Annotated in this window: 20 protein-coding genes; 9 read left to right on the plus strand and 11 right to left on the minus strand. The window is 34.2% G+C overall.

The window, feature by feature from the left end; all coding sequences use genetic code 11:
• Nucleotides 1-146 precede the first annotated feature (146 nt).
• Complete coding sequence (locus M0D21_RS22105) at nt 147-1,073, plus strand: sensor histidine kinase (RefSeq protein WP_248333596.1); 927 nt, start codon at nt 147-149, stop codon at nt 1,071-1,073.
• A complete protein-coding gene (locus M0D21_RS22110) occupies nt 1,070-1,777 on the plus strand; it encodes a LytR/AlgR family response regulator transcription factor (RefSeq protein WP_248333598.1) in 708 nt (235 codons plus the stop codon). The genes M0D21_RS22105 and M0D21_RS22110 overlap by 4 nt, the downstream gene beginning before the upstream one ends.
• Nucleotides 1,778-1,864: 87 nt before the next feature.
• Here M0D21_RS22110 and M0D21_RS22115 read toward each other — a convergent pair whose 3' ends face one another.
• Together M0D21_RS22115 and panB are read right to left on the minus strand one after the other, a co-directional pair.
• Complete coding sequence (locus M0D21_RS22115; protein WP_248333600.1) at nt 1,865-2,563, minus strand: RluA family pseudouridine synthase; 699 nt, start codon at nt 2,561-2,563, stop codon at nt 1,865-1,867.
• A gap of 15 nt (nt 2,564-2,578) precedes the next feature.
• Nucleotides 2,579-3,397, minus strand: a complete 819-nt coding sequence (gene panB, locus M0D21_RS22120; protein WP_248333601.1) for a 3-methyl-2-oxobutanoate hydroxymethyltransferase — start codon at nt 3,395-3,397, stop codon at nt 2,579-2,581.
• Between the two features lie 154 nt (nt 3,398-3,551).
• On the opposite strand from panB, the gene M0D21_RS22125 reads away from it, so the two are divergent.
• A complete protein-coding gene (locus M0D21_RS22125; RefSeq protein WP_248333603.1) occupies nt 3,552-4,037 on the plus strand; it encodes a nuclear transport factor 2 family protein in 486 nt (161 codons plus the stop codon).
• Nucleotides 4,038-4,053: 16 nt separating this feature from the next.
• Here the strand turns inward: M0D21_RS22125 and M0D21_RS22130 are convergent, their stop codons facing one another.
• Nucleotides 4,054-5,478 (minus strand): L-serine ammonia-lyase, encoded by a 1,425-nt coding sequence (locus tag M0D21_RS22130; protein WP_248333606.1) that lies wholly within the window; start codon nt 5,476-5,478, stop codon nt 4,054-4,056.
• Nucleotides 5,479-5,707: 229 nt separating this feature from the next.
• Here M0D21_RS22130 and dnaK point away from each other — a divergent pair, with 229 nt between their 5' ends.
• Together dnaK and M0D21_RS22140 are read left to right on the plus strand one after the other, a co-directional pair.
• Entirely contained in the window at nt 5,708-7,621 is a 1,914-nt protein-coding gene (gene dnaK, locus M0D21_RS22135) for a molecular chaperone DnaK (RefSeq protein ID WP_248333609.1), read from the plus strand.
• 165 nt (nt 7,622-7,786) lie between these two features.
• Nucleotides 7,787-8,308 (plus strand): porin family protein, encoded by a 522-nt coding sequence (locus M0D21_RS22140; RefSeq protein WP_248333610.1) that lies wholly within the window; start codon nt 7,787-7,789, stop codon nt 8,306-8,308.
• Between the two features lie 54 nt (nt 8,309-8,362).
• Here M0D21_RS22140 and M0D21_RS22145 read toward each other — a convergent pair whose 3' ends face one another.
• The 3 genes from M0D21_RS22145 to M0D21_RS22155 are packed head-to-tail and all read right to left on the minus strand — an operon-like array spanning nt 8,363 to nt 11,351.
• Nucleotides 8,363-9,037, minus strand: coding sequence for a DNA alkylation repair protein (locus M0D21_RS22145; RefSeq protein WP_248333613.1), 675 nt, complete (start codon nt 9,035-9,037; stop codon nt 8,363-8,365).
• A gap of 32 nt (nt 9,038-9,069) precedes the next feature.
• Complete coding sequence (gene ggt, locus M0D21_RS22150) at nt 9,070-10,770, minus strand: gamma-glutamyltransferase (protein ID WP_248333614.1); 1,701 nt, start codon at nt 10,768-10,770, stop codon at nt 9,070-9,072.
• Nucleotides 10,767-11,351: an acyl carrier protein phosphodiesterase gene (locus M0D21_RS22155; RefSeq protein ID WP_248333616.1), complete on the minus strand. Its 585-nt coding sequence runs from the start codon at nt 11,349-11,351 to the stop codon at nt 10,767-10,769. The genes ggt and M0D21_RS22155 overlap by 4 nt, the downstream gene beginning before the upstream one ends.
• Before the next feature lie 125 nt (nt 11,352-11,476).
• Between M0D21_RS22155 and glmM the strand changes: the two genes are divergently transcribed.
• On the plus strand, nt 11,477-12,865 hold the full coding sequence (gene glmM, locus M0D21_RS22160; RefSeq protein WP_248333621.1) for a phosphoglucosamine mutase: 1,389 nt from the start codon (nt 11,477-11,479) through the stop codon (nt 12,863-12,865).
• 37 nt (nt 12,866-12,902) lie between these two features.
• Here glmM and M0D21_RS22165 read toward each other — a convergent pair whose 3' ends face one another.
• From M0D21_RS22165 to M0D21_RS22175, 3 genes are all read right to left on the minus strand, one after another.
• Nucleotides 12,903-13,802: a lysophospholipid acyltransferase family protein gene (locus M0D21_RS22165; RefSeq protein WP_248333622.1), complete on the minus strand. Its 900-nt coding sequence runs from the start codon at nt 13,800-13,802 to the stop codon at nt 12,903-12,905.
• Nucleotides 13,803-13,864: 62 nt separating this feature from the next.
• Complete coding sequence (locus tag M0D21_RS22170; protein ID WP_248333624.1) at nt 13,865-14,770, minus strand: lysophospholipid acyltransferase family protein; 906 nt, start codon at nt 14,768-14,770, stop codon at nt 13,865-13,867.
• Nucleotides 14,771-14,892: 122 nt separating this feature from the next.
• On the minus strand, nt 14,893-15,792 hold the full coding sequence (locus tag M0D21_RS22175; protein ID WP_248333625.1) for a lysophospholipid acyltransferase family protein: 900 nt from the start codon (nt 15,790-15,792) through the stop codon (nt 14,893-14,895).
• Nucleotides 15,793-15,931: 139 nt separating this feature from the next.
• Here M0D21_RS22175 and M0D21_RS22180 point away from each other — a divergent pair, with 139 nt between their 5' ends.
• Nucleotides 15,932-16,588 (plus strand): rhomboid family intramembrane serine protease, encoded by a 657-nt coding sequence (locus M0D21_RS22180; protein ID WP_248333628.1) that lies wholly within the window; start codon nt 15,932-15,934, stop codon nt 16,586-16,588.
• A gap of 62 nt (nt 16,589-16,650) precedes the next feature.
• On the opposite strand, the gene M0D21_RS22185 is transcribed toward M0D21_RS22180, so the two are convergent.
• Nucleotides 16,651-17,787 carry a TlpA disulfide reductase family protein gene (locus M0D21_RS22185; protein ID WP_248333630.1) on the minus strand — a complete coding sequence of 379 codons (1,137 nt, stop codon included), beginning with the start codon at nt 17,785-17,787 and terminating at the stop codon, nt 16,651-16,653.
• Nucleotides 17,788-18,151: 364 nt separating this feature from the next.
• Here M0D21_RS22185 and M0D21_RS22190 point away from each other — a divergent pair, with 364 nt between their 5' ends.
• On the plus strand, nt 18,152-20,515 hold the full coding sequence (locus tag M0D21_RS22190; RefSeq protein WP_248333631.1) for a GAF domain-containing protein: 2,364 nt from the start codon (nt 18,152-18,154) through the stop codon (nt 20,513-20,515).
• Nucleotides 20,516-20,521: 6 nt separating this feature from the next.
• Here M0D21_RS22190 and M0D21_RS22195 read toward each other — a convergent pair whose 3' ends face one another.
• Nucleotides 20,522-21,703: a Pycsar system effector family protein gene (locus tag M0D21_RS22195; protein ID WP_248333634.1), complete on the minus strand. Its 1,182-nt coding sequence runs from the start codon at nt 21,701-21,703 to the stop codon at nt 20,522-20,524.
• 55 nt (nt 21,704-21,758) lie between these two features.
• Here M0D21_RS22195 and M0D21_RS22200 point away from each other — a divergent pair, with 55 nt between their 5' ends.
• Nucleotides 21,759-25,463 (plus strand): metallophosphoesterase, encoded by a 3,705-nt coding sequence (locus M0D21_RS22200; RefSeq protein ID WP_248333635.1) that lies wholly within the window; start codon nt 21,759-21,761, stop codon nt 25,461-25,463.
• Nucleotides 25,464-25,467 lie beyond the last annotated feature (4 nt).

Raw genomic sequence — 25,467 nt, forward strand, 5'->3', positions numbered from 1 at the left:
ACTCAATTATGCAGATATTTAAATCACATTTTAATTCAAATCTCGGAAAGCACATTTTGTTTTGGGTCTTTGTGTTTTTATATTTTATTCTTACTGCTAATTTCAACTTTTATTCTAGTTATGTACAAGTCGTAGAATTTAATCTTATGGTTGTTTTTACTCAGATATTAACAGCATACTCGTGTTTATATATTTTAATTCCCAGGTTTTTAAATAAGAAAAAGTATATAGTGTTTGGCGTACTTCTTTTGGGGTTATTGTTTGGTTTGTTTGTTATCTATAATCTGTTTAAATTTTGGTATTATGACCCCAAATACTACGAAACCTATAATGAATTAGGAAAGCAATACGCTAAAGAGTCACTTTTGGAACGACTAGCTTACCCAAGCGTATTTTTAAGTAAATGCATTAAGTTTTTGACTCCCACTGTATTGCTTTTGGTAGGAAGGATTTATAAAAATCAGCAGCAAATATTACAATTTAAAGAGCAAAAAAAAACCGCAGAACTGTTGGCTTTGAAAAGTCAGTTAAATCCACATTTTTTATTTAACACATTAAATAATTTGTACTCGTTAGCATTAGAAAAATCTGATAAAACACCAGAAGTTATTGAACGGTTATCGGATATTTTGGATTACATTTTATACAGATGTAAGGATCAATATGTGCCTTTGCAGAAGGAAGTAGAACTTATCGAAAATTATTTAGCTTTAGAAAAAGTACGTTATGGGAAACGTGTGAACATAAGTTTCAAACAAGCTATATCTGATGATACTTATATTGCCCCTCTAATCTTACTAACATTTGTTGAGAACGCTTTTAAACATGGTGTAAAACAAGCCTTAAACCAAGCTCAAATTAATATAGATTTAAAAGCCGAAAACGAGTGGATTCATTTTAGTGTAGAAAATACCAAACCAAATACAAAGCTTGAAAGTAAAGAGGAACCGTTAGGGTTAAAAAATGTAAGGAAACAATTGGAGTTATTGTATTTGGAATCTCATTCTCTCACTATTTTAGATATAAATGAACGATATTTGGTAACCCTGGAGCTACACAATAATAAGAAATGAGCAAGATCTATAAATGTATCATAGTAGACGATGAGGAACTTGCAAGAAACCTCATAAAAAATCACCTTAATCAGTTAGACGATTTTGAGATTTTTGCCAGTTGTGAAACAGCTATTGAAGCTAGTAAAATAATACAACAACAATCGGTAGATTTGTTATTTCTTGATATAGAAATGCCCGTGTTACGAGGTACAGAATTTTTAAAAAACCTTATTCATAAACCTAAGGTTATTTTTACCACGGCTTACAGAGATTATGCAATTGAAGGTTTTGAACTCAATGCTGTTGACTACCTTTTGAAACCCATAACATTTGGACGTTTTCTTAAAGCTATCGAAAAGTTCTTAGCGCTCCAGGATAATAATCGATTACAAACTAATGTTTTAGAGTCGTCTATAAAACCTGATTTTATATTTATTAGGAAAGACCGCAAACAGGTAAAAGTTTTTTTTAATGACATTCTTTACATAGAAAGTATAAAAGATTACATAAGAATTCATTTACCTGACGATAATTATGTTACAAAACATAGTATCACTACTTTTTTAGAATTATTGGATGACCGCTTTTTACGTACACATCGGTCGTATATTGTAAACAAGGATAAAGTTACTGCTTATACCAAACATGATGTGGAAATAGGGAAAACAGAAATACCAATTGGGGATAGTTTTAGAGATGTTTTACATAAGTTAACATCATGAATTGGTTATGATTATTGAGTCAAAGCAACTAAATTATCTAATAAGCTTTTTTTATTTAAAAAGGTATGAACGTGTTGAAAACAATTATTAAACACAATCATTCCATACTGGATCTTCTGGAGGTGGAGCTATAATAGTTATAGACTCTTTCTTCACTGGGTGAATAAAACTAAGTTTACGCGCATGTAAATGTATACTACCATTTTTATTGCTTCTGTCTGCTCCGTATTTTAGATCTCCTTTAATGATAGATCCAATGGTAGAAAGTTGGGCTCGAATTTGATGATGCCTCCCAGTATGAAGATCTATTTCGAGTAAAAAGTAGTTTTGTAGCTTCTTGAGTATTTTGTATTCTAAAATAGCTTTTTTACTGTCGGGAACTTCATGTTTGTTGGCATAAGACTTATTTTGTTTTGGGTTTCTTTTTAGCCAATGAGTTAGTAAATCTTGTTGTTTGGGAGGTTCTTTTTTTACGATCGCCCAATAGGTTTTTTGAGCTTCTTTGTTGGCAAAAAGTTTATTTAACCTTGGTAAAGCTTTGCTGGTTCTGGCAAATACCACAATTCCACTAGTAGGGCGATCTAATCGATGTACTACCCCGAGATATACATTACCTGGTTTACTATACTTATCAGCAATATACTCCTTAACAACATCGCTTAAAGGTTTATCCCCAGTTTTGTCACCCTGAACAATATCTCCTGGACGTTTATTAATCACTATAATGTGATTATCTTCATGAAGAACCAGGAGATTTTTTTTATTTGAAATTGTTTTTACCGACAATGCTGTTAACGTATTCTAGTATTGTTCATTTTCGTTTGGGAAGTCAACAGATTTGACATCGCTTACATATTGTTTGAAAGCATTGGTCATTTCTGTGTACATATCTAGATAACGTCTAAGAAATCTAGGGTTAAATTCGTGTGTCATTCCTAACATGTCATGTGTAACAAGAACCTGTCCATCAACTCCGCTTCCTGCACCAATACCTATTACCGGAATGGTTAAACTGTCTGCCACTTCTTTGGCTAACTTTGCCGGAACCTTTTCAAGTACAATAGCAAAGCAACCTATTTTTTCTAACATTAGGGCATCTTCCTTTAATTTACGGGCTTCTTCTTCTTCCTTAGCTCTTACTGTATATGTTCCAAATTTATAGATCGATTGAGGAGTTAACCCAAGATGTCCCATTACAGGAATTCCCGCATTCAACGTTCTTTTGATAGATTCTTTAACTTCTTTTCCACCTTCCATTTTTACTGCATGTGCTCCAGACTCTTTCATAATTCTAATGGCAGATCGTAAGGCTTCTTTAGGATCACTTTGATAACTTCCAAAAGGAATGTCAACAACTATAAGAGCGCGATAGATAGCCCGAATCACAGATGAAGCATGATATATCATTTGATCTAATGTAATGGGTAATGTAGTTTCATGACCAGCCATTACATTTGAAGCCGAATCACCAACAAGAATTACGTCGACTCCCGCACCATCTACAATTTTGGCCATTGTGAAATCATAGGCTGTTAACATAGAAATTTTCTCTCCGTTAGCTTTCATTTCTACAAGAGATTTAACCGTAACGCGTTTATAGTCTTTTTTTGCTGTGGACATTGTAGTTATAATTTAGAGCTGTAAAAGTAATCATTTACTTATATCATGACAAGTATATATCATTGAGAAAAGGGTATAATTTCCCTTTAAGCATGTTTCAAATTTGAGATAACATTTAAAATCTTATTTTTATGCAAATCAATAAAACGACTTTATGTATAAAATTTCAATCACTCTTGGCTTACTTTTTTTCTGTTTTATGTATGGATATTCGCAACAAAATTCCTCAACAGATGAAAGTAAAATTTACAAGGAACAGGTAAAAGCTACCATTTTAGAGTTTTTTGAAGGTTTTCATCAAGGAGATACTTCAAAAATTAGTAAAACAATTGATTCAGGAATGGTATTGCAAACCATTGTAACAACCAAAGAAGGAGAAATAAAAGCGGTGAAAACCGACGTTCAGAAATTTTTGACTGTTATACATAAGCGACCCGCTGATCAGAAATGGGATGAAAGATTATTATCATTTAAAATTGATGCGAATGATGGCATTGCAAATGTTTGGACACCCTATGAATTTTATCTTAATGGTATCTTTAGCCATTGTGGGGTGAATGTTTTCCAATTGTACAATAGCGGTACTTCTTGGAAAATCATGGCACTTGCAGACACTCGCAGGAAAGAAGGATGTAAATAAATAGGTATGTTAAGTTTTAGCAATCGCTTAAACTTACTTTTACTGCTAAACCTCCTTCGCTAGTTTCCTTGTATTTGGTATGCATATCCTGAGCTGTTTCCCACATGGTTTCTATAACCTTATCAAGGGGAACTTTGGCATTTGCAGCATCGGTATCTAGTGCCATTTCACATGCATTTATAGCCTTTACAGCACCCATTGCATTTCTTTCGATACAAGGAACTTGTACCAATCCTGCTATTGGGTCACAAGTTAATCCAAGATGATGTTCCATTGCTATTTCGCTTGCCATTAAAACCTGTTCTGGAGTACCTCCCATGAGTTCGGTGAGTGCTCCAGCTGCCATTGCCGATGAAACTCCTATTTCGGCCTGACAACCTCCCATAGCAGCAGAAATGGTAGCCCCTTTTTTGAAGAGACTTCCAATTTCACCAGCCACCAGCATAAATTGTTTTATATCATCAAAGTTGGCATCGTGATTTTCGATAACCATATAATACATCATTACTGCGGGTATGACCCCAGCACTTCCGTTGGTTGGAGCAGTAACTACTCTACCTAAAGAGGCATTAACTTCATTCACTGCCAATGCAAAACAAGATACCCATTTAAGAATTTGACGAAATTTCACTTCTGTATCTCGTATAGCTTCTATCCATTCTTCCGGTGTAGTATAGGGTGTCTCACCAATCAGTTTTTTATGAGTATCAAAGGCCCGTCTGCGAACATTCAATCCACCAGGTAGTGTTCCTTCGGTATGACAACCGGTATACATAGATTCCAACATTACTTTCCATACCTCGGCAATTCTTTGATCTATTTCTTTATCGCTTCGTAAAGATTGTTCATTTTCCAGAACAATTTCTGAAACGTTTTTATTTTTTTCCTTGCAGTATGCCAAAAGGTCTGTGGCTTTTTGTATGGGTAGAGGGAAACCTTTAAATTCCTCTAATTTCTTTTCTTGTCTCTTTCTTTCTTCTTTAACCACGAATCCACCTCCAATAGAATAGAAGGAAGAAGATATTTTCTGACCACTTTCTAATTGTGCATGAAAAGTGATCGCGTTAGGATGAAAATCTTTGAACTCTTTATTAAAAACAATTTGTGTCTTTGGGTCAAAATCTACTTGTAACTCAGTGTTAAAATTAAGTTTTTTGGAAGTTGTTATATGATCTATTAAAGAACCAATAGAAGCGACTTCTATAGTTTGTGGGTCATATCCACATAACCCCAAAATAACGGCAATATCTGTAGCATGGCCTTTACCAGTTAAGGATAAAGAACCAAATAAGTCTACTTTAATAGTAGTGATATGGTCAAATGCTCCTTCTTTTTTTAATTCAGCAATCCATCTTCGCCCTGCACGCCAAGGTCCTAAGGTGTGGGAGCTAGATGGTCCTACACCAATTTTCAGCATATCAAAAATACTGATACATTCCATAATTCGTAATTATTGAAATATTTAACGGGGTAAATATAGTTTTTTGGTAATAAATAAATCTGTTTTTTGCAGAATTCTTATTGGTTGTGGTTTATGGTAGAAACTATAAATTAGAAGGTGTGATTAACTATCTTAATGACAACCTGTCATATAGATCGTATTGGCATAATCATTGACCTAAGTCGGTTGTGAATATTTAGGAACAACACTATAACAATTTATAATAAAAATGAGTAAAATAATAGGAATAGATTTAGGAACTACCAACTCTTGTGTTTCTGTAATGGAAGGTAATGATCCTGTGGTTATTACTAACTCAGAAGGAAAAAGAACAACTCCATCGGTGATTGCTTTTGTTGAAGGTGGAGAGATTAAGGTAGGAGATCCAGCAAAACGTCAGGCGGTAACCAATCCAACCAAGACGATTGCTTCTATTAAAAGGTTCATGGGGAATAAATTCTCAGAATCTTCAAAAGAAGTAGAAAGAGCAGCTTATAAAGTGGTAAAAGGAGATAACGACACACCAAGAGTAGATATCGATGGTCGTTTATATACTCCACAAGAACTTTCGGCAATGACACTTCAGAAAATGAAGAAAACGGCAGAGGAGTTTTTGGATCAAGAAGTAACTCGTGCAGTAATTACTGTACCAGCATATTTTAATGATGCACAGCGCCAGGCTACTAAAGAGGCTGGAGAAATTGCAGGTTTAAAAGTAGAAAGAATTATTAATGAGCCAACTGCAGCGGCATTGGCTTATGGTTTAGATAAAAAAGGAACCGATCAAAAAATTGTTGTATTCGATTTTGGTGGAGGTACTCATGACGTTTCTATTCTAGAATTAGGAGATGGAGTATTCGAAGTATTATCTACAGATGGTGATACCCACTTAGGAGGAGATGATGTAGATCAAAAAATAATTGATTGGTTGGCTGAAGAATTTAAGGCAGATGAGAACATGGATCTTAGAGAAGACCCAATGGCATTACAACGTCTTAAAGAAGCTGCAGAGAAAGCAAAAATAGAGTTGTCATCGTCTCCACAGACTGAAATCAACTTACCTTATGTTACTGCTACTGCAAGTGGACCAAAACACTTAGTAAGATCACTTACAAAATCTAAGTTTGATCAATTAATTGATGATTTAGTAAAACGTACTATCGAGCCTTGTCGAACAGCATTAAAAGCTGCAGGATTATCAACAAGTGATATCGATGAGATTATCTTAGTAGGAGGATCTACTCGTATTCCTGCGGTACAAGAAGCGGTAGAAAAGTTCTTTGGGAAAGCACCAAGTAAAGGAGTAAACCCAGATGAGGTTGTGGCAATTGGAGCAGCAATTCAAGGAGGTGTATTAACAGGAGATGTTAAGGATGTACTTTTATTAGATGTAACTCCACTTTCTTTAGGAATTGAAACAATGGGTAATGTAATGACAAAACTTATTGAAGCCAATACAACAATTCCTACTAAGAAATCACAGGTGTTCTCTACAGCGGCAGATAATCAGCCTTCTGTTGAAATTCATGTGCTACAAGGGGAGCGCCCAATGGCAGCAGATAATAAAACTATTGGTAGATTCCACTTAGATGGAATACCACCTGCACAAAGAGGAGTTCCGCAGATTGAAGTTACTTTTGATATTGATGCAAATGGTATTATCAAAGTATCTGCAACAGATAAAGCAACAAATAAGTCTCAGGATATTCGTATCGAAGCGTCTTCTGGATTAACAGAGGAAGAAATCGAAAGAATGAAACAAGAAGCCGAAGCAAATGCTGAGGCAGATAAAGCTGCAAAAGAAACTGCAGACAAATTAAATGAAGCTGATGGAATGATCTTCCAAACAGAAAAGCAGTTGAAAGAGTTTGGTGACAAATTATCTGATGATAAGAAAAAACCAATCGAAGAAGCTTTGGAAGAGCTTAAAAAAGCTTACGAATCTAAAGATTTAGCTGTAATACAGCCAGCTCTTGATAAAATCAATGAAGCATGGAAAGTAGCTAGTGAAGAGATGTACAAAGCACAAGCGGAAGCACAACAAAATGGACAGCCAGGACCAGATGCCGGAGGAGATCAATCTGGAGGTGATGGATCTGAAGGAAGCGATGTAGAAGATGTTGACTTTGAAGAAGTGAAGTAAAACTCATATATATTGTAAAAAGGGAGCTATTTATAGCTCCCTTTTTTTATTCCTTAAAATTAAGATTCTTTAACAAAAAGATAGTTTTTTTTAACGCTCAAAGGGCTCGATTCAATGGAGTAACTTTCATACTTTTATCCCAATTAATCACATAAATTATTGAAAATGAAAAAAGTATTTTTAGCCATTTTTTTGTTGGGGGCATTAACGACTATGAATGCTCAGGAAGTTGTATTTGGTGTTAAAGCCGGGGTGAACTTTTCAAAATTTGGTCAAGATGCCGATGCCGATGGCAGAACAAGTTTGTTTATTGGAGGTTTGGCAGATTTTACCTTAAATGAGAAATTTCACATTCAACCAGAACTTTTATATTCTTCTGAAGGGTCAGAGGATATAGAGGCGAATTTTATTAGAGTACTGGGGATAGGGAAGTACTATCCGGTAGAAGGTTTTAGTTTAGAGGCAGGACCACAATTTGGTATTAGAGTTTCTGCAGATGATGCCATTGAAGATTCGACAAAATCATTTGATTTTGGTTTATCTTTTGGAGCTGGGTATGAGTTAACAGATATAGGTTTGTTATTTAACCTAAGATATAACGCCGGTATTGCCAACCTTTCTGATGTAGATGGTTTCGATACAAACTTAGGGACTTTCCAACTGGGAGTTGGTTATAAGTTCTATTAGTAAATTAATAAATAGTTTTAAAAAGCATGGTTATTATATAATAATCATGCTTTTTTATAGCTGTATTCTTTTCAAAGCTTCTTTTTCTGATAGGGGCTTTAATTTAGTTTTGGAGACAAAATCTTTTACCGCCCGTGGATTAACTTTTGAATATTCTCGCAAAGCCCATCCAATGGCTTTTTTTATAAAAAACTCATCAGATGATTTGTGCTGCGCACAAAGCGAAAATAATAGTTTGGTATCTGTTTTATCTTTATATCCCAACTGAAATAGAATTGCACTTCTATTTAACCACATATTTTCTGAATTGGAGAATTCAGGAATCACGCTAGAAATTTCTTTAGGAAATAGAAGTAAATAATTTCCTAAAACGTGTTTAGCAATAAAGTCTACGCTATCCCACCAGGAATTGGTAGTAATTAAAGTCTTTATAAAATCTAGATCACTTACTTTATATGTTTTCTTCAAAAACCTGGCTGTTAATTCGATCGCACAATAATGTAATTCACGATGTGGTTTTTTATACAAAGTGTGGGTTATTTTGGTTACGTTAGAATGTGTAAAATAGTCCTTATGATCATCTACAAGCTCCTTCAATATCTTTTTTCGTATTGGTGCCTTAATACCATAAAACTGGAATAAGTTTTTCATATAGGCTTCCATGCCTTTTGCTTCTTCGGCATTAGCGGTATCTTCGAATGCGTTAATTAGTTTTGAAACAAATTCCATTGTTACATGTTTAGTAGATACGCATGACGATTTTAAAAACCATCAGCAGTATCGTCTCCACGTTTATCTGCGCCTCCTTCTAGAGTTCCATCTGGTAGTGCAAGAATACCATCAACTTTACCAATAATTCTAGACTCTTCTTCGTTGATGTTGTACCCTTTGGATTGCAATTGTTGCAAGAGGGTTTTGTCAAAAGAATTAGGTTCGAATACAACCACATCTGGTAACCACTGATGATGAAATCTTGGAGCATTTACAGCTTCTTGCATGGTCATTTCAAATTCTTCCACATTGAGTATGGTTTGTAATACCGATGTGATAATGGTAGAACCTCCTGGAGTCCCAACAGACATCCAAAATTTATCATTTTTTTCAACTATGGTAGGTGTCATAGAGCTCAACATTCTTTTTTCTGGGGCAATAGCATTGGCTTCGGCTCCTATAAGCCCAAACATATTTGGTGTACCCGGCTTGGCACTAAAATCGTCCATTTCGTTGTTTAGGAAGAAACCTAGCTCGTCTACATACAATTTAGAACCATAAGCTCCATTAAGTGTTGTAGTTACAGAAATTGCATTACCAAAAGAGTCTACAATAGAGTAGTGAGTAGTCTCTTCGCTTTCATAACCAGGAATTTGGCCATAATCGATTTCTGAAGACAGTGTGGCTTTGTCAAAGCTAAAACTATCCATTCTTCCTTTTAAGTATGAGTTATCGATGAGCGTATCGATAGGGATTTTTACAAAATCAGGATCACCAAGGTAAAAACTACGATCTGCATAAGCTCTTCTTTCTGCCTCTGTAATCACTTGTATAGTTTTTAAGCTATTATGACCAAAACTCGTAAGATCATGAGGTTCTATCATTTTCATGATTTGAGCAAGGCAAATACCTCCACTAGAAGGCGGAGACATCGAGATTACTTTGAGATCTTTATATTTAAACTCTACTGGTTTTCGCCATTTTGCTTTGTATTTTTTAAGATCATTCATGGTTATAATTCCGCCATGATTACGGATAAAAGCCACTAGTTTTTTAGCGGTTTCACCTTTGTAAAATTCATCTTTTCCGTTTTCAATAATTCGTTCTAAAGTTGATGCTAAGGCTTCATTTTTTAGGGTGTCGTTTGCTGTATACCCTCTTAGTATTGGGATGGTGTCAGTATTTACCTTAAGAAATAGGTCTTTATAATGTTGAAAACGTTTTTCTTGTTTTTCGGTAACTACAAATCCTTTTTTAGCTAGATCAACCACAGGAGATAATAGTTCTTTAATTGGTAATGTTCCGAACTTTTCATGTACTTCAAATATTCCAGCAATTGTTCCCGGTACTCCAACGGCTAAACTACCCAATTGGCTTTTCTCTGGGATAGGATCTCCGTTTTCATCAAGATACATGTCTTTTGATGCAGCAAGAGGTGCTTTTTCACGATAATCTAAGGCACCAATATCTCCATTGGCCATTCGGTAGACCATAAATCCACCGCCGCCAAGATTACCGGCGTAGGGGTATGCTACTGCTAAGGCCATTTCGGTAGCGACCATAGCGTCAAAAGCATTACCACCTTTAAGCATAATCTCTTTACCGATTTTTGATGCTTCAGCTCTAGCAGAAACCACCATGGCTTTATTAGCAATTAGTCCTCTTATAGGTGCTTTTACAGGAGGTTTGGTAGTTTCAGTTTTACAAGAATAACTAAGAATAAGGAGTAATGATAATACTAAAACTCTCATAATGTTCTCATTTCGTTTTTGGTGAATACTTCGAGTTCTTCAAAAAAGGAACGAAATTCCTTTTCAAAATCTGTATAATACTGCTCTAGTTCGATAACAGCAAAATTCATTTTTGATCTATTTTTTGTTCTTCGGTTCATGCCCGAAAGTACACTTCCTATACCAGAAATAGTCGCATAGCTTAATAACCAGTTGTCTCGAATCATGTAAGGAAGAAAGTTCTGAATTTTTTGAGGTAAAATCTCATAGTAATCAAGTAATAAATCATAAAAATCCAAGGTGTACTGTTCCAGCGGAGTGGCAGAATAGTCTTTCCAGTTTGCGGCCAAAAAATGATCATAGAGAATATCTACAATTACCGAACTATATCTCCCATACTTTGGAGATAATCTAGATATACTTTGCTTTACAATTTCATGAGAATCAGTATAACTATCAATTTTTCGATGCAGTGTAATGCCCTGGCTTATTCTTTTTGGATATTCTAAGAATTTTTTTCCTTTTACAGAATCGGCGATAAAATTGCCAATTTTTAGTTCTGGATCTTGGCCAGAGAGATAGATATGAGCTAAAAAATTCATTAGGGGAATTTACAATTTTTTGGGAATTGAATATTGTTTTTTTGTAAACTTTATTAGTAAAGTTGTAGTAATGTATGATACCTTGTACATTTGCGTTCAAATTATACAACAGACATCAATATTATATGACATTAATAAAATCTATTTCAGGAATAAGAGGAACTATTGGAGGTGTGGTAGGGAACAATCTTACGCCTGTAGATGCCGTAAAATTTGCCTCGGCATATGGGACCTGGCTGAAAAAAGAATCAGAAAAAGAACATCCTATTGTTGTTGTTGGGAGAGATGCCAGAATTTCTGGTTCAATGATCCAACAATTAGTTATGAATAGCTTGGTAGGTTTGGGAATACATGTGGTAGATTTAGGTCTCTCAACCACTCCTACAGTCGAAGTTGCTGTTCCTTTAGAAAAAGCCAATGGAGGCATTATTCTAACAGCTAGTCATAACCCTAAGCAATGGAATGCATTAAAATTACTAAACCATAAAGGAGAGTTTTTAAATGCTGAAAATGGTAAAAAGATTTTAGAAATAGCTGAAAATGACGATTATGTTTTTGCTGAAGTGGATGACTTAGGTACTATCACAGTTAATGATACTTATATTGACAAGCATATCGATGAAGTTTTAGATCTTTCACTGGTAAATGCCGATTTAGTAAAAGAAGCTGGCTTTAAAGTGGTTGTAGATGCAGTTAATTCTACTGGAGGAATCGCTATCCCTAAGTTGTTGAAGAAAATGGGGGTAGACGTAGTAGAGTTATATTGTGAACCAAATGGGCATTTCCCTCACAACCCGGAGCCGCTTAAGGAGCATTTAACAGACTTGTCAGAATTAGTGGTTAAGGAAAAGGCCGATTTTGGACTAACCGTTGATCCTGATGTAGATCGATTGGCTTTTATGAGCGAAGATGGAGAAATGTTTGGTGAAGAATATACATTGGTTGCTTGTGCAGATTTTGTGTTAGGAAAAACTCCTGGAAATACAGTTTCTAACTTGTCGTCGAGTAGAGCGTTAAGAGATGTGACGCAAAAACATAATGGTACCTACGAAGCTAGTGCAGTTGGAGAGGTAAATGTGGTAGAAAAAATGAAAGCGAATAAAGCCGTGATAGGTGGAGAAGGTAATGGAGGTATTATCTATCCCGAATTGCACTACGGAAGAGATTCTTTGGTAGGCGTTGCTTTGTTTTTAACACACTTGGCAGAGAAAAAATGTAGCGTAAGTGAGCTTAGAAATAGCTACCCATCTTATTTTATGAGTAAAAATAAAGTACAACTTACTCCAGAGTTAGATGTTGATGCTATTTTAAAAGGATTTCATCAAAAACACCAGCAAGAAGAAGTGTCTACTGTAGACGGGGTAAAAGTCGATTTTGAAGATTGTTGGGTGCATCTGAGAAAAAGTAATACAGAACCTATTATTCGTATTTATACAGAAGCTATGAGTCAGGAGAAAGCAGATCAATTAGCGGAAGAAACAATAAAAGTATTAAAAGGAATTGCAGGTATTTAATTTACATGGTACTTATTTAAACATGGATCGGAAGGAACTAATCAATAATAGCACCTTCCGGTTTAGGTGAATCTTTATGTTTCCAACGTTTATGAGTCCATAGGTAGTATTGGGGCTTTTCTCGTATTTGTTTTTCTAGAAGTTGTAGATACTGTTTTATAACATAGAATTTTTCTTCTTCTTTACTATTTTCGGTTATTGGGATGAACTTTACCTCATAATATCCTCTTTTTATTTTTTCGACATGTAGGTATAAAACAATAACATCAAGACGTTGTGCTAAAAATTCACCACCAAGAAATATTGGCACTTTTATTCCCAAAAAATCTGTCCAGTATTTAGCATTATTTATTTTCGGAGATTGATCAGATATCATACCATAAGTGCATATTGTATTCTCTCGTTTATCTTTAATTATTTGTCTCGCTACCTTATGACTAGCTATAAGTCTTGAGTTAAATCGACCACGTATTCGATGTGCCAATTTATCAAAATGTTTATTTTTAATTTGTTTGTAGATACCAACACACGGATTTACAGATACTAAGTCGATAGCATTAGACCATTCAAAGCTTCCATAATGCCCCATTAGTGTGATAATACCTTTGTTTTTCCTTTCAAATTCGTGAAACTCATTGAGATTTGTCACTTTATATCGTTTTATCAATTCTTCGCGAGAAATAGAAAGCGATTTTGTCATTTCTAAAAACATATCACACATATGTTTATAAAAAGCTTTACGTATTTTTTTTATTTCTTTCTTAGATTTTTCTGGAAAAACTAGGTTTAGATTTTCTGTCACCGTTTTTCTTCTGTATCGTATTATATAGTAAGTTAAAAGATATATACAGGTAGAGAATGAATAGAACAGTTTCCAAGGTAATTTAGATATTCCTAAGATTATTGGATAGGTAATACTATAAATTAGTAATTGCATGTGTATGTATTAAAAACTCATAAAGGTAAGTTATTTATCAGTATTGGATACATAAACATTTATTAATCTATTGTAGCGCCTTCCGGAGCTTTAGATAAAGCCTCGCGATGTTTCCAGCGTTTATGTGACCAGAGGTAGTACTCCGGATTACTCTTGATTTGCTCTTCTAGCATTCTAAGGTATCTTTTAACGATACTGTAATCCTCACAGTTTTTAGTGTCTTCGGTTATGGGGACAAAAGTAGCCTCGTAATATCCACGTTTTATTTTCTCTACTTTTAGATAGTATACATTTATACCTAACCTTTTTGCCAATACTTCTGCACCCATAAATGTGGGGACTTTAATTCCCAGGAAGTCAGTCCAGTACATGGCATTGTATATTTTTGGGGATTGATCGGAGACCAAACCATACATATATAAACCATCACGATTTTGATCTGCCATAATCTCTTTCATTGCATTTTTGGTCGTTACTACTCTGGATCCAAAACGCGCTCTAATTCTTCGAACCAAACGATCAAAATACTTGTTTTCTATACGTTTATACACACCTACGGCTTGAAAACCTGTTTGTATATCTACTACATTCGACCATTCATAGCTGGCATAATGTGCCATAAATACCATAATGTTTTCACCTTTGGCTTCTAGTTCCTGAAGCTTTTCAAGATTGGTGACTTTAAATCTCTGTTTCATTTCTTCATTAGAAATAGAAATAGATTTAATCATTTCCAAAAACATGTCGCACATATGTTGATAGAACCCCTTCCTTATTCTTGCAATTTCTTTGGATGATTTTTCAGGGAATACAAGTTTTAAGTTATCAGTGACCGTTTTTCGTCTGTATCGTATAACATAATAGATAAGAAGAAAAATTCCTGTAGAAAAAGCATAGAACAGCCTCCATGGTAATTTAGAAATTAACCATAGTATAGGATAAACAATTCTATAAATAAGTAACTGCATATAGTAGGGTAGGGTTTTGGATGGCGAAAATACGGGTATTTTGTCAATACCGACTCATAATGTGTTAAAAAAAACTAAAAATGAGTTTCTTTTAAAAGAAGTTATAATCAAAAAAAGGTATGTTAATCTACCACAGCACCTTTAGGAATCTGAGCGTTGCGGTGTTTCCAACGTTTATGAGTCCATAAATAGAATTCTGGGCGGCTATATATCTGCTCTTCTAGCATTTTTAGATAAGTTTTGGTAATGTAGTGGTCTTCACAATTTTTTGGATCATCAGTTATTGTTACAAACTGCGCCTGGTAATATCCACGTTTTACCTTTTCTACTTTGAGGTATACCACAGGTAAATCCATTCTTTTAGCTAGCACTTCACCTCCAGTAATTATAGGAATTTTTATCCCCATAAAGTCGGTCCAGTACATCGCGTTTTTTAGTCTAGGTGATTGATCTGATAACAACCCGTAAGCCGCTAGCTTATGGTTTACTTTATCTCTTGTGATTTCTTTTACTACATGATGACTTCTAATAAGTGATGCTTTAAATCGTCCTCTTATTCTATGAACAAGCGCATCAAAATACTTGTTTTTAATACGTTTGTATGCTCCAACAATAGGAAAGTCTAAAACGAATTGTGCTGCGATTGCCCATTCATAACTGGCGTAATGTCCCATTAAAACAATAATACTTTTATCTTGTTTTTGTAATTCTTTAAACCCTTCTATATCCTTAATTTCAAATCGCTCGATCATTTCCTCTTTAGAAATAGATAGTGTTTTGACCATTTCTAAAAACATATCGCACATATGTTTGTAAAACGCTTTTCGAATTTGAAATATCTCTTCTTTAGGCTTGTTTGGGAAAACCAGTTGTAAGTTTTGGGTGACTACCTTTTTTCTGTAACCAATAACATAATAGGCAAATACATATATGATCGTAGAAAACATATAAAATATGCGCCAAGGTAGTTTAGAAATAATCCATAAAATAGGATACACAAGACGATATGTGAGTAATTGCATGAAAAAAATAATATCAGCCTACAAAGATATAATTATTCAATGCCATATTTCATAAACTTTTGCTAATACCAAAGTCTTAAAATATGATGATTTTCTTAGGTGAAAATATATGGTATATTTGAATCAAAATCATAATTGCATGAGTACACTTGGTATCGATATTGTTCTTATTGTTATTATAGCAATAAATGTTCTGGTTTCTATTACCGGATTCAACGATTTCTCTTTTTTAGAAAAATACAAGTTTAATATTGGAGGTATACGCAGGGGAGAACATGTAAGAATGCTCTCGTCTGGGTTTTTACATGTGGATACAACACATTTGTTTTTTAACATGTTCACCTTGTATTTCTTTGGTCCGGTGGTTCTTAAGCATGTTGGAAATCTTCAATTTTTGCTTATTTATTTTGGGAGTCTTTTGTTTGGTAATCTATTTTCTTTATTCTTTCATAAAGATGAATATCATTACAGTGCTGTAGGAGCTAGTGGAGCGGTTTCAGGAATTATATACTCAGGAATCTTGTTTGAGCCGTCTATGAGTTTATATTTAATGCTTATCCCAATCCCAATTCCTGCATACATTTTTGGAATAGGATACCTTTTGTATTCAATTTTTGGTATGAAAAATAGGGTGGGGAATATTGGTCATGATGCCCATTTTGGAGGAGCTGTTGGGGGATATTTGATTACCCTACTTTTAGCCCCAGTGTTGTTTCAAGAAAACTTATTTATGATTGGTTTATTGGCTATACCCATCGTTATTTTGTTTGTAATGCAAAGACTTGGAAAATTATAAGTTATATGTATAAAAAAACGACCCAAACAGGGTCGTTTTCTATTTCTTATTTTTTTTACTTACTATAAGGACTTTTCTTCAAGTAATTCAGAAATCTTCTTTTCTAAAGCAGGCCCTCTAAGGTTTTTAGCAATCACCTTTCCTGACTCATCAATAATAAATGTTGCAGGAATAGAACGTACTCCATAAGCACGAGCAATAGGATCTTGCCAGAATTTAAGATTAGAAACATGATTCCAATCTAGGTTGTCATCGGCAATGGCCTTGGTCCATGATTCTTGTTTCTTGTCAAGAGATACACCAATAATATTTAATCCTTTGTCATGGTATTTGTTGTATACTCTTACAACATTTGGATTTTCCATTCTACATGGCTTACACCAAGAAGCCCAAAAATCTATGATTGTAATTTTACCCATAGATTCCTTAAGCGATATAGTTTTTCCGTTTGGAGTTGGCGCAGAAAAGTCTTCTGCCTCACTACCAATATCAATTCTTTTTTGCATCGACATTGCAACTGCGTTATTGATAAGTCTATCTAAGTTTTTTCCCAATCTAGACTTTTTTACGGTATCGGGTAAAGCAGTGTATTTTTCTTTAGCTTCCTTGCCAGAAAGTGCCTTGAGATTCAGTAAATCTGTCAGTGCCATAATCGAAACTAATGAATTACTATTGTTATCTATAAGATCTTTTCGGTATTGTTTTTCTTGTTCTAGAATCTCTTCTTTTTCTGTAGCTATTTTTAATGCCTTCTCAGTTTCTTTTAATTTTGAAGCGATCTGATATTTGTTACTAAGATCAATTTTCTTCTCATTAAAATTTTTCATGGTATTCACATAATCAAAAAATAGCTCATTTTCATGACCACCTTTAACCACAGAAGATCTAAGACTATCTTTGTAGATAGTCATTTGTATAGGATAGTTTTCTGCTAGAAACAGTATGTTCCCAGGGACGTTTTTAAATGTAATATAATTGAAATCGTTACTTTCTGCTGGAGGAAGGGAAATTTTGAATTTTCCTTGATTGATTACTGCAGTATCAATTACAACAGGCCTATTAGATTGGCTGATGGCATTGATATAAACTTGAGTGCCATCTTCAAAGCCAGCGGCATCAGCGGTTATAGAGTATCCTTTCTCTTCTTTTTGACACGCGACAAGTAGGAGTATTGAAGCAAATAGAGCAATTCTTTTCATAGTGTTTCGATTTATTGGTGATAAAAATAAAGAATCCAAGGTATAAACACCAAAAATTAACTTTTTGATATCATATATTTAGGTAAGTTTTTGTGTAAAAAAGAAAAAACCTAATTATCTTAAGTGGGGTGTAACAAAATTGATGTATTTCAAGTCTAATAGGATGTGACATACAGCTTACAAAATTAGATTCCTTGATAAATTTTTATTTTTTTTCATTTTTGGGTCTAATTATTGATAGTATAAACGTCATATTTATATAGACAACTAACTAATAAAATAATATAGTTTTAATATATTGTTAATATCTAGCAAGACCGCTAGCTTTGTATTACTTTTGTTGAAACCAGCTAAATGAATAGGTATGAGGGTGTTAGAGCAAGATTTTCCATTAGAAATTGCGATTAGCTTTTCGAAGTTTTTTGAACAATACAGAACCTTTTTAGATAGTGATAACCAGCTTCTTAAGGAGAGAGCAAGAAGTGTTTTAAAAATTGCTGAGGAATATCCTGAGTTAGAAGAAGGGGTTAAAGATGAAGAGCGGGTAATCGAATTACTTCCGCAAATAGATCTTATTTTGGAAGATTCTTTCTCCCAAATTTTACAATTGAATGAAATAAAAATAGCAACTATACCTTTTCATAATACTGTATTAAAGTCTACTAAGCGCTACCAAAACATTATAGAAACTGCGGGTGAAGACTTTGAACCTCAGATCAAGAACCTAGCCGAAGACCAGTATTACATTATGGGCTGTAGTATTATATTAGGCAGTTATTATGGGTATAATATAGATTTTAGAAGACCATTTTTTTATGATATTCCTGATGCCAATGGTATTATTAGGCATTATAGAATTCTCTATAATGGAGATTTTATTGAAATTATAAAGACCGATAAAGCCAAAGATATTACAGATGAGGATGTTGCAGAGTTACTGGACAATTTTGATAATATAGAAATATGGAAAGAAAAGTTCCCGCCGCATAGCTGGATCTTTAAAGGGATTGTCATTGCCAATATGTTTGATGTCACAACAGATGTCTCTTTGTCAGATTTTAAAACCAGCCTGATCAGATATGACAAAACGCAAGGAGACTTTATAGGAAGTTTTCAAGATATATTTAGGGCTATATTTAATCTTACAGAGATTAAAGTTGGTTTCTCCAATTATAATGACGAAGATGATGTTTTTGAAAGAGTACCATTTAAGAATATAGATAGTTATATTCTTTACGACAAATTTTCTGATAATTGCGAAGCAGCTCTTTGTCGTGGAACATATTACTACTTATTCGAGAAGTCTACCTATTTTGCGATTTCTGATGTAAAAAGATATCAGAAATCTACTCCAGAGGAAAAGATGTATAAAAACCTAGTTGCGCAAGGAATAAACAGTGCTATTATTGCTCCTATAAAAAGTGACGGTAAACTATTAGGGATTCTTGAAATTGTATCACCTAATGTTCAAGAGCTTAACAGCATTAATGCTAATAAGCTGAAAGATATTATGCCATATTTGGTAGATTCGGTATTGCGTTCTAAGGCGAAGGCAGAAAATGAATTAGAATTGGTCATACAACAAGAGTGTACTTCTATTCACCCAAGTGTACATTGGAAATTTAGACATGAAGCAAAACGCTTTATGAGAGCCATGGTAGAGGAAAATCCCGTATCTTTCAGAGAAGTAGTCTTTGACAATGTTTATCCTCTTTATGGTCAAATTGATATAAAAGGTTCTTCAGAAGCAAGAAATCATGCCATTCAAAAAGATTTGGTGCTACAGCTTAAAGGAATAACCAAGGTAATAGACAAGGTAATAGAGGTAGATCCATTGCCAATCTATGAACAACTTAGTTATAGAACAAATCGTTATATTGAAACGATAAGTGAACAGCTACAAGTTGATAGTGAGCAAAAGATCACCAATTTTATTAAGAAGGACATCTCACCACTCTTTAAACATCTTAAAAAGAAAGATAGGGATTTAAATAGTCTTATCGATCAGTATAACGAAATGCTGGATAAGAATATCAAAACAGTTTATAAACATAGAAAAGCCTATGATGAATCTGTAATGCTTATCAATAAAAAAATGGCAGCATTACTGGATCAAAAACAGGATGAAGCTCAAGGAATGTATCCTCATTATTTTGAAAGATTTAAATCTGATGGAGTTGAGCATAACATGTACATAGGAGAATCTATTACGAAGCAAACCAATTTTAATAGGGTATATCTTTATAATCTTAGGTTGTGGCAATTACAGGTGATGTGCGAGATGGAAAATGCCTATTACCAGATGAAAAATGACCTGCCTGTTGCGCTAGATGTTGCATCTATGGTACTTGTATTCAATACATCACTTTCAGTGAGATTTAGGATGGATGAGAAGAGGTTTGATGTTGATGGAACATATAATGCCAGATATGAAGTAGTTAAGAAACGTGTAGATAAATCTAAAATAAAAGGTACCGACCAACGTGTGACCGAAAAAGGAAAGCTGGTGGTTATATATTCACAACGTTCAGACGAAAGAGAGTATATTAAATACCTTAATTTCTTACAGTCTAAGAACTATCTGGAAGACGACATAGAAATTGTTGAACTTGAGGATTTACAAGGCGTAACGGGTCTTAAAGCGTTGCGAGTAAATATACTTTATCATAAAAACGCTCATGATAAAGAGTTTTATACCTATGAAGACCTTATGAAAGAAATTAGCTAGATTTCTTTATTGTAAGGTATTAAACGCTATTGCAAAACTTATTACAGATGTAATGATACCGATCATGAAAACGGTATAAGTGATACGAAGAATTTTATACTTTTTGTGTAGTACCTTACCCAAAAAGTATAAATCTTTTATCATGGTATCATAAATATATTCTTTATCGTCCATGAGTTCGGCCATGGCAGATTTATATTCATTTAGAGGCATTTTATGAAAATTTCCAAAGAATAGAAGGTTAACCTTTTTTTCCTCAATCTCTTTTCTGGTAAATTCACCGCTAGTAATATTGGGTCTTGTGGCAAGAACTGACAATACTATTGAGGCTATACTAAATAGTAAAAAGATAAGTGTAGGATAAATGAGGTACTGGTTAGAGGGGTTGTCAAGTTTTGGAATTAGATTAGATAATGCAAGCGATATTATGATCGCATTTACCGAGAGAAGGATATTGGCCTTGGTATCTGCAATATCACTTAATTTTAAATGGTTTCTCAATGTAACCCTAAAGAGAGTTTGAATGCCTTTTTCGGGGCTTTCTTCCTTCAACATTTTCTTGAGCTTTTCTTTTTCTTTCTTTTTTTGCTTTTTTAATCGTTCTTGCTCTTCTAGCATCTTAGCCAAATTTTCTTCCTTTTTTGGTTGCCAATGTTCGATAGCATAAGCGGTATAATAACGATGTTTGTTTGTGAAAAGATCAATATTTGCCTTTAACCAGTCTGTAGTGTTTAGATTTTTTATTTTATTTAGCTTAAACTCTCTTCTTAATAATTCACTGGTTTCACCATAATAATCTTTGGCAAAATGGGAGGCATCAGCATCACGTATAATCTCTTCTAATAAATTCGTAGGATTATGTTCCATCTTTGTGGCCATAATTTGCTCAGAAACTTTGGCGATAACTTCTTCAGAAACTTTTTGCTTAGACAAAAAATCCTTTGCTATTTCGACACTGTGTTCTTCATGATTATCAGTGCTTTCAGAATATCCGGTATCATGCAACAAGGCAGTGAGTAATAAAACTTCTTGATCTTCGACAGATAAATTGGTATTGTCTATGATTTCTTTTGTACTTTTAAATACTCTTTTGGTATGATCGTAATTGTGATAAATACAAGAGTTCGGAAGTTTTTTTTCAAAAAGTTCCAATACAAAATTGTCAGTTTTTTCTAAAAGAGAGGACATAATTACATTTTTCGGTAACCAAAATAATTAAAAAAAAGAGATTGTAGTTCAAACAATGAATAAATATAATAAGATTCTTACTATTAGCATTCTAACTTTGCTTAGTTCTTGTGCAACCTATTCACCTAGTTATAAGGTCGAAAACTTTTCAAAATCATTACCTAAAAAGGCTATAGAAAAAACATTTTATTTGGTAGGAGATGCTGGGTATGCTAATCTAAATGAAAGCACAAAAGGTCTCACTGCTTTGGAAAAAGTATTAGATACAGCCAAAACCAACGATAGTTATATGCTTTTTTTAGGGGATAATATTTATCAAAAAGGAATGCCCAAAAAGGATGCTCCCGATAGAGAACTATCAGAACATAGAATAAATGCACAGGTAGAAACGACCAAGAAGTTTAATGGTACTTCAATTTTTATTCCTGGAAATCACGATTGGTATAACAATGGGATCGAAGGGTTAAGAAGACAGGAAAAGTATGTCATTGAACAAATGAAAAAGAAAAACGCTTTTCTTCCCAATAACGGTTGCCCATTAGAAAGTGTAGAAATTAATGATAAAGTTCATTTATTAATTATCGATACACAATGGTATCTGGTAAATTGGGATAAACACCCTACGATTAATGATAATTGTGATATAAAAACGAGGGATAAGTTTTTTGTAGAATTAGAAGGAGAATTAAAGAAACATAGTAAGAAAACCATAATATTGGCTATGCATCACCCTATGTTTACTAATGGGCCTCATGGAGGAAAATTTCATTTCATGAAACATATATTTCCTTCAAAGAAAAAAATACCACTTCCAATCCTAGGTTCTTTAGTTAGCTTAATGCGTTCGCAAGGAGGAGTAACTACTCAAGATATTTCTAATGCTCACTATAATAGAATGATGAGACGATTAGCTACGATGGCAAGAAGTATTGATCGTATAGTTTTTGTATCTGGGCACGAACATTCTTTACAATATATTGATAGTGATGGTCTCAAACAGATTGTGTCTGGTTCGGGATCTAAGGTTTCTGCAGCTGCTCTTGGGAAAGATGGTTTGTTTGCCTTTCCTGGGCAAGGTTTTGCGATATTGGATGTGTATACCGATGGATCCTCTAACGTGCGTTTCTACAGCGGAGAATCTGAAACTCCAGAATTGGTATATCAAACCGAGGTTCATGAAAAGGATAGAGAATATGATATAAGTAATATCCCCAATATTTTTAAGCCAAGAACCTCTGCTTCTATATACAAAAAAGAAGAGGTACAAAAATCTGGGCTTTATAGGTTTTTTTGGGGAGATCACCACAGATCGGTTTACGGTAAAGAGCTTAATGTTCCGGTAGCAACTTTAGATACATTGATGGGAGGATTTACCATAGATAGGCAAGGAGGAGGGCAGGTTACTAAATCCCTTCGATTAATAGACAAAGATGGTAAACGTTATAGCCTTAGAGCAATGAGAAAAAGTGTGACACAGTTTCTGCAGAAAGGGGCGTTTAAGTTTACCTATATCGATGATGGATTTGATGATACTTATACCGAAGAAGTATTGGCAGATTTTTATACTTCCAGCTATCCTTACGCGTTTTTAGCCGTGGGAAACATGGCAGAATCTATAGGCGTGTATCATACAAACCCAAGTTTATACTACATTCCTAAGCATGCCACTTTAGGCAAGTACAATGAGAATTTTGGGGATGAATTATATTTCCTGGAAGAGCGACCAGGCAAAGAATTCGGTGAAGAACCCTCATTTGGAAGTCCCGATGATATTGAGAGTACAGATGACATGATTAGCAAACTTCGTAAAGATGAAAAATATCAGATAGATGAGAAAAGTTATATAAGAGCAAGGTTATTCGATATGATTTTAGGAGATTGGGATCGCCATCCAGATCAATGGCGATGGTCACAATTTGATACCGAAAATGGTAAAATTTATAGACCAATCCCAAGAGACAGAGATCAGGTGTTCTGTAACTATGATGGACTAATTCTGGGAATTGTAAAGTTTGTATCTCCGTTGTCTCGCAAATTTCAGATTTATGATGAAGAACTGAAAAATGTAAGATGGATTAATTCTTCCGGATTACGACTAGATAAAGCTTTATTACAGCAATCTAGAAAAGAGGACTGGTTGGCACAGGCAGAGCATATCAAAGAAAATTTGACGGATGATGTTATAGAAAAATCGTTTGCCAATCTTCCCGAAGAATTACAAGATGAAACCATACAAAAGATTAAAACCTTTGTAAAAGGTAGAAGAAATCAAATAAAAGATATAGCGAGCAGGTATTACTCTTACCTCTCGAAACATGCAATTATTAAAGGAACCGACAAGGATGATTATTTTGAAATTGAACGATTAGAAAGTAAAACCAGAATTAAAGTTTCTAGAATTAAAAAAGGAAAAATTAAAAAACCATATATAGATGTGACTTTTGATGCCAATCAAACCAAAGAAATTTGGATTTATGGGTTAGATGATGATGATCGTTTTCTCGTTAGAGGAAAAGGAAAAAGACCTATTAAAATACGTATTGTTGGAGGTCAAAATAATGATGAGTATACCATAGAGAACGGACGAAAAATAAAAGTATATGATCATAAATCGAAACCCAATACATTCAAGGAAAAAGGGGGTGCAAAGGTTCGTTTAACCGATATTTACAATTACAACATCTACGATTATAATAAGTTTATTGACAAAACTAATGTAGTAATGCCTTTTGTTGGGTTTAATCCTGATGACGGACTTAATGTAAATCTTACAGATGTGTATACTGTAAAAGGGTTTAAAAATAATCCGTATCAAAGTAAACATACGTTTAGAGCCGCATACTATTTTCAGACAGAGGGCTACGATATATCTTATGCAGGAGAGTTTATGAATGCCCTTGGGAATTGGAATTTCTTAATGAATGCCATTTATACCAGTGAGAACTTTGCTCAGAACTTTTTTGGCTTCGGAAACAATACATTAAACTTTGATGATGACCTTGGATTCGATTATAACAGAGTTAAAACTGCAATTTGGTCTTTCGGGATAGGTGTGTCAAGAAAAAATATCTATGGTAGTCAATTTTCTATAAAAGCCAAATATGAAGGAGTAGAAGTACAAGATACTCCTGGGCGTTTAATCACTTCAGGTTTAAACTTTGTAACAGCAGATCCCGATTTTTTTGAAAGAAAATTCTTTGCAAATCTCGATGTACATTATCAATTTGAGAGTTACGATAATAAGGTAAACCCTACCAGAGGGATGTTATTTAGTATTCGGGCAGGAGCTACAACCAATGTAGATGATACAGAAAGAACGTATGGGTATATTATACCTAAACTTGGGTTTTATGGAGCAATTTCTAGAAATCGTAAGTTGGTACTTAAAACCGATATCCTGGCGGAAGTTAATATCGGTGATGATTTTGAATTTTACCAAGGTACTACTTTGGGTGGTACCCAAGGGCTTAGAGGATTCAGAGAAGAACGGTTTACAGGAGAAAGTGCTTTGGCATTTAGTAATGATCTAAGATATAGCTTCAACAGGTTTAAAACGGGAATAGTGCCTTTACAATTAGGTGTTTTTGGAGGTTATGATATTGGTCGTGTATGGTTAGACGGAGAAGATTCTGATATATGGCATGACTCTTTTGGAGGAGGAATGTGGATCAATGCTATGGATACTATTGGAGGACAATTAGGATTGTTTAACAGTGATGACGGACTAAGGTTTACTTTTGGTTTAGGTTTAGATTTTTAGATAA

The organism is Aquimarina acroporae (genome assembly GCF_023195925.1).
Taxonomy (GTDB): Bacteria; Bacteroidota; Bacteroidia; order Flavobacteriales; family Flavobacteriaceae; genus Aquimarina; species Aquimarina acroporae.